The organism is Cupriavidus sp. WS, assembly GCF_000395345.1.
GTDB classification, from domain to species: domain Bacteria; phylum Pseudomonadota; class Gammaproteobacteria; order Burkholderiales; family Burkholderiaceae; genus Cupriavidus; species Cupriavidus basilensis_B.
The window spans coordinates 1-10,422 of record NZ_AQPL01000373.1 but is presented as its reverse complement, the minus strand read 5'-3'; the positions used below and the strand labels follow the sequence as shown (position 1 = coordinate 10,422).

Here is a 10,422-nt window from a genome sequence, read left to right as displayed (position 1 = left end):
CGCGGGCCGCCGGCCCGCCAGGGAACCGCGCCCGTCCCCCGCTCAGGCCGCCTTGGCCCCCACCGACCAGTAATAGGTCGGCGCGGCGCCGTTGATGGCGTTGTCCCCGACCGCCCTCGCCTTGTAGATGGCCGGGTTGTGCGAGGCCAGCGTGCGCGCGTTGCGCCAATGGCGGTCCAGCCGGCGGCTTTCGTCGAGGGCCGAGGCGCCGCCGATGTCGAACAGGCGCGTGGCGGCCGCCAGCACGAGGTCCGGTATCACCGCCTGGGCCTTGGCGGCGCGCAGCTCCACGTCGTCGAGCAGGGCCGCGGACACCGGCTCGCCGCGCAGGCGCGCGCGCTCCACCTCGCCGAGGCCCTGCGCCACCGCCGCCACCGTGCTGGCCGCGACGAAGGCGGTGCCGCCGAGCTGGCCCACCACCTGCTGCACCAGCGGGTCCTCGGCCGGCGTGGCGCCGCTGCCGTGGCTGTAGACGCGCCGGCGGGCGCGCACGAAGGCGGCGGCGTCGCGCTCCACCGCGCGCGCGATGCCCGCCAGCGTGGCGAGGTGCACGAGCTGGAAGAAGGCGGTCATCGGCGTGGGCACATTGCGCGGGAAGCTGATCACCTGGTCGTCGCCGACCGCCACGGCGTCGAAGCGCGTGGTGCCCGAGCCGGTCAGGCGCTGGCCGAAGCCGCGCCAGTCGTCGACGCGCTCGATGCCGGCGGCATCGGCCGGCACCAGCACGTTGACCGTATCGACAACGTCGGGCTGGCTGGCGTCGCCGACGCGGTTGGCCGCCACCGCGATCCAGTCCGCGTAGAGCGTGCCGGTGCTGTAGAACTTCTCGCCGTCGAGCCGCCAGCCCTGTCCGTTGGACGCATCGCGCGCGAGCGTGGTGCGGTGGCGGCCCAGCGCGCCGTCGCCGGTCTCGGTGGTGGCGTTGCCGAAGATCGCGCCCTGCGCCACCAGCCGCAGCCAGCGCTCGCGCTGCGCGGGCGCCACCTCGGCATGGAGGCGTTCGACGAAACCGAAATGCGCGCGCAGGATCTGCGGCAGGTTGGAATCCGCCTCGCCCAGTTCGATCAGCAGTTCGGCCAGTTGCTCGGGCGAGGCGCCGAGCCCGCCCAGCGCCACCGGCACCCGCAGCGCGCCGAAACCGGCCGCGCGCAGCCGCTGCACGGCATCGAAGGCCAGTTCGCGTGTGTGCTCGCGCTCGGCCGCGCGTTCGGCGATCTCGGCAAACAGCGGGCGGAAGCGGGCGGCCAGTTCGGCCGGGGCCGGGTAGACAAGTTGTTCAGGCATGGTGGTATTGCGCCAGTGAATGGTTGCGGAATGCCGGCGAGGCTCAGATGGCGATCGCGAAGACCTTCGCCGCGCCGGGCTGCGCGGTGTCGGCGGCGGCGGTGTCAGCCATGCCAGCCATGTCAGCCACGCCGGCGATATTGGCGGTAGCGGCCGGGCCATCGCCTCCCGGCCCCTCGGCCTCGCCCGGCTTGCGCCGGTTGACGCGCAGCTCGCCGATCTGGATCAGCCGGGCGCGCGTGATGTTGCGGCTCAGCCCGAGCAGCGCCGCGGTGTGGACCTGGTTGTAGCGGCAGTAGCGGAAGGCGGCGCGCAGCAGCGCGCGCTCCACGGTCTCGTGCACGCCCTCCGGCGCGTCGTCGAACAGGCGCAGCAGCGCGCGCTCGAGCAGGGCGGCGGCGGGCTCGTCGGCGAGTTCGCCGGCAGGCTCGCCGGCGGCGGGCATGGCGCCGGCCTCGGTGGGCACCGCCAGCGCGGCGGCGGCATCGGGCCGCGCCGCGTGGGTATCCGCGCCCGGCTCACGCACATGCAGGTCGTCCGCGTCGATGCGGTCGTCCTGGCAGGTCAGCAAGGCGTGGTGCAGCACGTTCTCCAGTTCGCGGATATTGCCGGGCCAGGCGTAGCGCTGCAGCTTGTGCTGCGCCTCCGGGCTCAGCGCGACCTCGCCGTAGCCGAGCCGCTCGCCGTACTTGCGCAGGAAATGCTGCGCCAGCGGCAGGATGTCGCCGGGGCGCTCGTGCAGCGGGCGGATCTCCAGCGTCACCACGTTGAGGCGGTAGAACAGGTCCTTGCGGAAGCTGCCGTCGCGGATGGCCGCGTCGAGCGGCCGGTTGGTGGCGGCCAGCACGCGCACGTCGATCGGCACCGGCTTGCGCGAGCCCAGCCGCACCACCTCGCGCTCCTGCAGCACGCGCAGCAGCTTGACCTGCAGCGACATCGGCAGGTCGCCGATCTCGTCGAGGAACAGCGTGCCGCCGTCGGCCTCCTCGAACCAGCCCGGCTTGGCGCCGAGCGCGCCGGTGAAGGCGCCCTTCTCGTGGCCGAACAGCTCGGCGTCGACCAGCGATTCGGAGAACGCCCCGCAGTTGACCGCGACGAAGCGCCGGTGGCGGCGCGCGCTCAGGTTGTGGACGTGGCGCGCCATCATCTCCTTGCCGGTGCCGGTCTCGCCCACGATCAGGATGCCGGCCTCGCTGGGCGCGACCTTTTCCACGTGGCTGAGCAGCGCCAGCGACTTCGGGTCGGCGAAGACGTGCGAGAGATGCTGCGCCGGACGCGGCGCCGGTGGCCAGGACACTAGCTGCATGGGCTCATGAGTAGAAGGATGGGCTGGGCGCGGCGCCGTTCAGGGCCCAGTCGCCAAGCTCGTGGAGCTTGTAGTCGAGCGGGTCGTGCAGCGACTGCGTGCGCAGGTTGCGCCAGTGGCGGTCGAGCCGCAGCGCGCCGTGCGTGGCGCGCGCGCCGGTGACTTCGAAGATGCGGCTGGCAAGGTCGAGCCCGGTGCGGGTCGAGGCCACCTTGGCCGCGGCGATGTCCACCGCGAGCGCGCCGCGCGCGTCGGCGTCGAGCCGCTCGCCGGTTTGCCAGGCCCGGTCGAAGTGCGCGGCGGCGCGCTCCACCAGCAGCCGCACGCCTTCCAGGCCGACCCAGAACTCGCCGTAGCGCGCCAGCACGTAAGGATCCTCGGTGACGTGCGCGGCCTCCGAGCGGAACCACGGGCGCGCCTCGGTCAGCGTGTAGCCGCGCGCCTCCTCGAAGGCGCCTTCGGCGATGCCGAGGAAGGTGTGGCAGAACACCAGTTGCGCCAGCAGCGGCCGCAGGCACGCGAACGGCGTGCTCAGCGGACCGGGGTCGAGCAGCAGTTCCTGCGGCTCCACGCGCACGCGCTCGAACGACACGCTGCCGCTGTCGGTCTGGCGCTGGCCGATGCTGTCCCAGTCGTGGTGCGGCGTGATGCCGCTGCGGCTGGTCGGCAGCGCCGCGATCAGCAGGCGGCCGCTGCCCTCTTCCAGCGCCGAGGCCACCAGCATCTCGGAATCGATGGCGCCGGAGCAGAAACTCTTCTTGCCGGAAAACTCGTGGCAGCCCTCGCCGCGGCTGGCCACGGTGCGCGTGTCGAGCGGGTTCAGCGCATTGCCCCAGAACCAGCCGCGCAGCGCGGTCTGCTCCCACCACGGGCGCCACTGGCCGGCGTTGCCGAACAGCCGCAGCGTGGCCAGCGTCAGGTGGTGGAAGCCGTAGACGTGGGCCAGCGAGGCATCGGCGCGGGCCAGCGTGCGCACCACGGCCAGCATGTCGGCCCAGTTGCCGCCCAGCCCGCCGAGTTCCGCGGGAATGGTCAGGGCCAGCAGGCCGCTGGCGCGCAGCGCGTCGCGCTCGGCCTTGGGCGTGCCGCCGCGCGCGTCGCGCTCGGCCGCGGTCTGGGCGAAGTCGCGCGCCAGCGCCTGCGCCGTGCGGCGCGGGTCCAGCGGCACCACGCGGGGGCGCACGCTCATGCCGTGGCCTTGCCGCCGGGCAGCACGTCGTTGGCGATCATCTCGCCGAACGGCCCGGTCAGGTTGGTGGCGCCGCCGCGCGCCAGGCTCGCATACGGCTCGGGCAGCAGCGGGAACACCAGCTCGGCGAAGCGGTAGGCTTCCTCCAGGTGCGGGTAGCCCGAGAAGATGAAGCTCTCGATGCCGAGGTCGGCATACTCCTTGATGCGCGCCGCGACTTCCTGCGGATTGCCGACCAGCGCGGTGCCGGCGCCGCCGCGCACCAGGCCCACGCCGGCCCACAGGTTGGGATAGATCTCGAGCTGGTCGCGGCGCCCGCCGTGCAGTTGCGCCATGCGGCGCTGGCCGACCGAGTCGAAGCGCGCGAACGACTTCTGCGCGGCGGCGATGGTTTCGTCCGAGATCCGCGCGATCAGTTCGTCCGCGGCGCGCCACGCTTCCTCGCTGGTATGGCGCACGATCACGTGCAGCCGCACGCCGAAGCGCACCGTGCGCCCGAGCCGCGCGGCGCGCTCGCGCACGTCGGCGATCTTCTGCGCCACCGCGGCCGGCGGCTCGCCCCAGCTCAGGTAGACGTCGACCTGCTCGGCCGCCAGTTCGTGCGCTGCTTCCGACGAGCCGCCGAAGTACAGCGGCGGATACGGGCGCTGCACCGGCGGATAGAGCGCCTTGGCGTTCTCCACCTTGATGTGCTCGCCCTCGAAGTGCACCGCCTCGCCTTCGAGCACGCGGCGCCACACGCGCAGGAACTCGGCCGAGGCCGCGTAGCGCTGGCTGTGGTCCAGGTAGAGGCCGTCGCCGCGGTTCTCGTCGGGGTCGCCGCCGGTCACCACGTTGATCAGCAGGCGGCCGTTGGTGATGCGGTCCAGCGTGGCCGCCATGCGCGCCGACACCGTGGGCGAGATGATGCCCGGGCGGATCGCCACCAGGTAGCGCAGCCGCTCGGTCCACGGCGCCACCGCCGAGGCGATCACCCACGAGTCCTCGCAGGAGCGGCCGGTGGGAATCAGCACACCGTAGTAGCCGAGGTCGTCCGCGGCCTGCGCGATCTGCTTCAGGTAGCGCAGCGAGACCGGCCGCGCGCCCTCGGTGGTGCCGAGGTAGTGTCCGTCGCCATGCGTGGGAAGGAACCAGAATACGTTCATCGCCGGTGCGTTCCTCAGGCGACGCGCTGCAGCGCCGTGCGCCGGTGCTCGGCGAACAGCGGCGCCGCGCGGTCGGCGGCCAGGCGGATGCGCTCGGCCAGCGCCGGGCTGCTCACCTGGTAGTGCTCGAACTCGCCCGGGCTGCCGTACACGCCGATCGGCAGCGTCAGCGCCTGCATGAAGCCGAACAGCGGGCGCAACTGGTGCTCGAGCACCAGCGCATGGCGGTCGCTGCCGCCGGTGGCGGCCAGCAGCACCGGCTTGTCGACCAGCGCTTCCTGCCCGATCAGGTCGAACAGATGCTTGAAATGGCCCGGATAGGAGCCGCGGTAGACCGGCGCGGCCACCAGCAGCAGGTCCGCCGCCTCGATCGCCGCCAGCTCGGCCTCGATCTCGGCCGGCAGCTCCGCGCGCGTCAGCGCGCCGCCCAGCGGGCGGGCGATGTCGCCGAGGTTGACGATGCGGCTCTCGATCACGAGCCGCGTGTCGAGCTCGGCCAGCAGGGCCTGGACCAGCGCCAGGGTACGCGAGGGTTGCTGCGCGCTGCCGTTGACGGCAACTACGTTCAGCGGTTTAGCCATTGGGAAAATCTCCTGTGGAATGCATCCGGATGGGCGCGGCGGCAACGCCGCCCGGCTCGCCTGCGCGAGCGCCTGTGGGTGGACAAGGCAAGAAGCAAGCCCGGCGCGCGCGGCCGCGATCGGCGCCGTTCGCGGCCCTGTTCGCGACCCTGTTCGCGACCATTTCCGGCCTTTCTCGCGGCCATCCGTGGTTTCGCGCGGCGGCGTCGCCGCCATCGCGTGGCGGCTGCGGGCACAGCTTGTTGAATCGCTGTTGCGCCGGCAACAGCGGGCGCGCGCGCCTGCGGCGAGGGAAAACGGCGAGCGCGGCGCACAGCCGCGCCGGGGGCGGGAAGAACATGATTCGGGATGGGGGCCGGCCGTGGGACATCGTGGCGCAAGCCGCCACGGACCGGCCGGCTTGCCAGGCTCACACGATAGCCGAGCGGCACGCCGCGCCGAAGCGCGCATTTCGTCTATGCATAGAGGCACGGTCCGCATATGGGTATGCGGGCACGGATGCGGCGCGCGTGGCGGCGCCCAGGCGGGCGCGGATCAGCCCTGCGCGGCCGGGCCGAAATGCACGGCGAGCCAGACCGAAGGCTGCGCCGCGTCGGTCCACGCCACGCGATGGCGGCAGTGCGCGGGCAGGTGCAGCCAGTCGCCGGGCAGCAGGCGGCGCGCCTGCGCCTCGCCCTCGATGTGCAGGCCGGCGCTGCCGCTGAGCAGCAGCACCCATTCGTCCTGCGCGCTGTCGTACCAGAAGCCAGGCGGACTGGCCTGCCCGTTCGAGACGATGCGCTCGATCTTGAGGCCGGGGCGCGCCAGCAAGGCGTCGAAGCGCTCGGCGGCGCGGTCCGCCGGCACGTCGGCCAGAAGATTGCCGTGCGGCACGCCGCCGGCCGGCTCGTTGGTGGTGTCCATCATCGTCTCCGCACTGGCCGGCGGCGCCGGCCCCCGCCATTTTGCCGGTTTGCGCCGGCGCCGTGCGTGACGGTGGCGACAACGGTGACGACGACGGCGACGGCGCGGCGCTCAGCGGCCCGGCAGATGCGGCAGCCCTTCGTTTTCCGCCAGCATGAGCTGGTGGGCCTGGCGGGCCGACTTGTTGAGCTGGGCCTGCGCCGCGACGCGCAGGCCTTCGAGCCGGGTCAGTTCCCGGCGCACCTGCTGCTGGCGCGCGTTCAGCGCCTGCTCCTGCAGCGCCACGCGCTGCAGGTCGCTGCGCAGCCGCTCCGCCCGTTGCTCGGACTGCTCGAACAGGCGCGCGAGATGCGCGTTGCGGGCCTTGACCAGCGCGCAGCGCGCCTCGCCCTCGGCCCAGCGCCGCGCGCGCTCCTCGAAATGGGCGAACACCGATTCGCTGGTCTCGTGGTCGGGACAGGCCATCACACGCCACGGCGAGCCGTCCTGGTAGAGCACGGTGTAGAACACCATCTCGGCGGCGTGGAAGAACAGCACCACCGAATAACCAAAGCTGCGGAACACGCGGAATTCCGTCAGCGCGTCCTGCTCGGCAAGCCGCTCGAAGCCGGCGATGTCCGCCACCTTGACGGCGCGCGCGCCCGGCTGGGCGGCTGACGCCACCGGCATCAGGCGCGGGAACTGGCGCTGGCCTTCGCGCGCGTCGGCCTGGCCCGGAGCGGGCTGCGCCGGGCCGATGATGGCGTCGATGGCGTCGGCCGCGTCCAGGGTGTCGATGTTCTCGACCGCCCCGGCGGCGGCGCCCGCGAGCGCTTCGCCGAGGATCTGCCTCAGCGTGGACGGCTCGTCGGTGTCCACGTCCATGTACGGTTCGGCGATCTGCTTCACTGGAGCTCCTTGCGCGCGATGGAGGATGGGCCAGGCGGGCGTCAGTCCCACTGCCGCTGCAGCGCGCAGCGCTGCTGGCTTGCCGCGACCACCTTCTGTTCGCACTCGGCGACCACCTGCAGCGTGGCCTCCTGCAGCAGCGAGCCCTGCGTCAGCACGCTGGCGAACGCCTTGAGCTCGTCGAGCGAAAGGGAAACGGGGAGGACTGGTTCTTCGCCCATGCTGGCCTGCCGAAGTTCGATCGTTCCAGCATAGGGGAGGCGGCGCGGCATCCAGCCGGACATTAGCGGGGGAAAGACGGCGTTATTCGGCCATTGCGCGCGGGATGTGCGGCTTGTGGCATGCGTGGGCGGCGAGGCGCCGATTGCCGCTGTGCGGTTTTCTCCCCTCGTCCGCCCTTAGTCCCCCGACCCGGGCGCCAGCACGTCGCGCGCGCCGTTGCGGCCCATCGGCGAGACCAGGCCCGCCACTTCCATCTGCTCGATCAGGCGCGCGGCGCGGTTGTAGCCGATGCGCAACTGGCGCTGCACGGCCGAGATCGAGGCGCGCCGCGTGTTGAGCACGAAGGCGGCGGCTTCGTCGTAGAGCGGGTCGGCCTCGGCGTCGCCGCCTTCGCCGAACAGGTCGGCCGCGGCCGCTTCGCCGGGGTCGCCGGCGAGGATGGCTTCGTCGTAGTCGGGCTCGCCGAACTGCTTCCAGTGCTCGACCACGCGGTGCACTTCCTCGTCGGCGACGAAGGCGCCGTGCACGCGCTGCGGATAGCCGGTGCCGGGCGGCAGGAACAGCATGTCGCCCTGCCCCAGCAGGCTCTCGGCGCCCATCTGGTCGAGGATGGTGCGCGAGTCGATCTTGCTGCTGACCTGGAACGCCACGCGCGTGGGGATGTTGGCCTTGATCAGGCCGGTGATGACGTCCACCGAGGGCCGCTGCGTGGCCAGGATCAGGTGGATGCCGGCGGCGCGCGCCTTCTGCGCCAGGCGGGCGATCAGTTCTTCGATCTTCTTGCCGGCCACCATCATCAGGTCGGCCAGCTCGTCGATCACCACCACGATCAGCGGCAGCGTGCGCAGCGGCTCGGGCGCGTCCGGGGTGAGCGAGAACGGGTTGGGCACGTGCTCGCCCGCGGCCTCGGCGGTGCGTATCTTCTGGTTGAAGCCAGCCAGGTTGCGCACGCCCAGCGCGGACATCAGGCGATAGCGCTTTTCCATCTCGCCCACGCACCAGTTGAGCGCGTGCGCGGCCTGCTTCATGTCCGTGACGACCGGCGCGAGCAGGTGCGGGATGCCTTCGTAGACCGACAGCTCCAGCATCTTGGGGTCGATCATGATCAGGCGCACGTCGTCGGGCGTGGCCTTGTAGAGCACCGACAGGATCATGGCGTTGACCGCCACCGACTTGCCCGAGCCGGTGGTGCCGGCCACCAGCAGGTGCGGCGCGCGCGCGAGGTCGGTCACCACCGGGTTGCCGGTGATGTCCTTGCCCATCGCCAGCACCAGGTTCGAGCTGTGCGCGAGGAAGGACGAGGCGGCCACGATCTCCGACAGGCGGATCATCTGGCGCCGCGCGTTGGGCAGTTCCAGCCCCATGCAGGTCTTGCCGGGAATGGTCTCGACCACGCGGATCGAGGTCACGCCGAGCGCGCGCGCGAGGTCCTTCATCAGGCCGACCACCTGCGCGCCGCGCACGCCCATCGCGGGGTCCACCTCGAAGCGCGTGATGACCGGGCCGGCCGAGGCGCCGACCACCGACACCGGCACCTTGAACTCGGCCAGGCGCTGCGCGATCAGGTTGCCGGTTTCCTGCAGGCGCTCTTCGCTGACCTGCTCGATGTCGGCGGTGGCGGCCTCCAGCAATTCAAGCCGCGGCAGGCGGTAGTCGGCGATGCGCGCGGGCGCCGGCGTGACGGCGATGGCCTGCGAGGGCGGCAGCGCGGGCGCGGCGGCGGCGCCAAGCGGCACGGTCTTGCCGACCACGGCGGGCAGCACGATGCGCGGCTTGGGCGCGGGCGCGGCGGGGGCGGCGGCAGCGGCTGGCACGATTTCCGGCTCGGCGCCAGGCCGGGAGTCGGCGGCGGCGCTGCCGGGCGGCGGCTCGGGCAAGGATGCCGCTGCCGGCTCGGGTGCGCGTTCGGTTTCGGGGGGCGGTTCCGGTGCTGCTGCGGCTTCCGTTTCCGGTTGAGCGTTGGCTTCCGGGCTGGCTTCGGCTTCGGTTGCTGTCCCGCTTGCTGTCCCGCTTGCTGCCTCGATTGCCGTTTCGCTTTCCGTGCCGGCGTCCGCATCGGCCTGCCCGGCCGGCTGGATCTCCGCCACGGCGGCATCGGCAGCCGGCAGGGCTTCATCGGCCCCGGCAGCCTCGCCGGAAGACTCGACCAGCAGGTTGGCATCGAGCACGTTGTCGGCGCCCTCCTCCGTGCCTGCCTCCGGGCGGGCCGCCATTTCCGGTTCCGGTGTTTCCTCGTCGTCGGCGAGCAGGCTGGCGTGGAGCGATTCGGCGAGGCCGTCCGCGGGCGCGGCGGCGGCGGGGATCACCACGTCGTCGACCGCATCCGGGGCCTCGGCCACGTCAGCGGCCTCGCTTGGCGCAACCGCCGGCGCATCCGGCGCGGCGGCCGTGCGCGGCACCGGCGTGCCGGCGGCCAGTGCCTTCAGTTCGGCCATCAGCGTCTCGGCTTCCAGGCGAATCTGCGCCAGCGTGGCGCGCCGGGCTTCGTCGTCGGCATCGTCGGCATTGGCGGCATCGGCTGCGGCATCGGCGGCCGGGATGGCCACGTCGCCCGCGGACAGCACGGCGACCGGCTGCAGCGTTTCGGGCAGCGCGGGCGCGGCTTCGACCACCGGCGCGTCGCTTTCGGCCACCGCCACCTCGCTTTCAGGCGCGGCGGCGGCTTCCTTCTCTGGCTGCGCCGGGGAAGTCTCCGCGAGCATCGCGGCCGGCGCTTCCTGCGCGACGGCAGCTGGCTCGACAGTCTCCTGCGGCGCTGGCGGCGGCGCTTCCTTTGCAGCGGCCGGAGCGACCGGGACAGGCCGCTGCGCCGGCGCAGCGGCCTCGGGCAGCGTGGTGATGGCCGAGCGCGGCGTCAGGTTCGGCTGGCGGAACGGGCTGCTGACCACGGTCGCGCGCGGCGCG

At 72.6% G+C, this 10,422-nt stretch carries 9 protein-coding genes; all 9 read right to left on the bottom strand.

Annotated elements, in window-relative coordinates:
- Positions 1-42 precede the first annotated feature (42 nt).
- A complete protein-coding gene (locus K206_RS0127150; protein ID WP_020205523.1) occupies positions 43-1,284 on the bottom strand; it encodes an acyl-CoA dehydrogenase family protein in 1,242 nt (413 codons plus the stop codon).
- Between the two features lie 43 nt (positions 1,285-1,327).
- Positions 1,328-2,590: a sigma-54-dependent Fis family transcriptional regulator gene (locus K206_RS39435; protein WP_020205522.1), complete on the bottom strand. Its 1,263-nt coding sequence runs from the start codon at positions 2,588-2,590 to the stop codon at positions 1,328-1,330.
- A gap of 4 nt (positions 2,591-2,594) precedes the next feature.
- A complete protein-coding gene (locus K206_RS0127140) occupies positions 2,595-3,779 on the bottom strand; it encodes an acyl-CoA dehydrogenase family protein (protein ID WP_020205521.1) in 1,185 nt (394 codons plus the stop codon).
- A complete protein-coding gene (ssuD, locus tag K206_RS0127135) occupies positions 3,776-4,924 on the bottom strand; it encodes an FMNH2-dependent alkanesulfonate monooxygenase (protein WP_020205520.1) in 1,149 nt (382 codons plus the stop codon). Before ssuD ends, K206_RS0127140 begins: the two co-directional genes overlap by 4 nt.
- A 14-nt stretch (positions 4,925-4,938) precedes the next feature.
- Entirely contained in the window at positions 4,939-5,505 is a 567-nt protein-coding gene (gene msuE, locus K206_RS0127130) for an FMN reductase (RefSeq protein ID WP_020205519.1), read from the bottom strand.
- A 534-nt stretch (positions 5,506-6,039) separates the two neighbouring features.
- The gene (locus K206_RS39430; protein ID WP_020205518.1) at positions 6,040-6,408 is read right to left on the bottom strand and encodes a cupin domain-containing protein; all 369 of its coding nucleotides are present in this window, start codon (positions 6,406-6,408) and stop codon (positions 6,040-6,042) included.
- Positions 6,409-6,519: 111 nt separating this feature from the next.
- Positions 6,520-7,296 carry a DUF2968 domain-containing protein gene (locus tag K206_RS39425; protein ID WP_020205517.1) on the bottom strand — a complete coding sequence of 259 codons (777 nt, stop codon included), beginning with the start codon at positions 7,294-7,296 and terminating at the stop codon, positions 6,520-6,522.
- A 41-nt stretch (positions 7,297-7,337) separates the two neighbouring features.
- A complete protein-coding gene (locus tag K206_RS0127115) occupies positions 7,338-7,517 on the bottom strand; it encodes a hypothetical protein (RefSeq protein WP_020205516.1) in 180 nt (59 codons plus the stop codon).
- 177 nt (positions 7,518-7,694) lie between these two features.
- On the bottom strand, positions 7,695-10,422 hold a 2,728-nt coding region (locus tag K206_RS39420; RefSeq protein ID WP_020205515.1), incomplete at its 5' end, for a DNA translocase FtsK.

Coding starts and splice junctions, on each gene's coding strand:
- K206_RS0127150 (WP_020205523.1), bottom strand. CDS start 1,284: ATGCCTGAACAACTTGTCTACCCGGCCCCGGCCGAACTGGCCGCCCGC.
- K206_RS39435 (WP_020205522.1), bottom strand. CDS start 2,590: ATGCAGCTAGTGTCCTGGCCACCGGCGCCGCGTCCGGCGCAGCATCTC.
- K206_RS0127140 (WP_020205521.1), bottom strand. CDS start 3,779: ATGAGCGTGCGCCCCCGCGTGGTGCCGCTGGACCCGCGCCGCACGGCG.
- ssuD (WP_020205520.1), bottom strand. CDS start 4,924: ATGAACGTATTCTGGTTCCTTCCCACGCATGGCGACGGACACTACCTC.
- msuE (WP_020205519.1), bottom strand. CDS start 5,505: ATGGCTAAACCGCTGAACGTAGTTGCCGTCAACGGCAGCGCGCAGCAA.
- K206_RS39430 (WP_020205518.1), bottom strand. CDS start 6,408: ATGGACACCACCAACGAGCCGGCCGGCGGCGTGCCGCACGGCAATCTT.
- K206_RS0127115 (WP_020205516.1), bottom strand. CDS start 7,517: ATGGGCGAAGAACCAGTCCTCCCCGTTTCCCTTTCGCTCGACGAGCTC.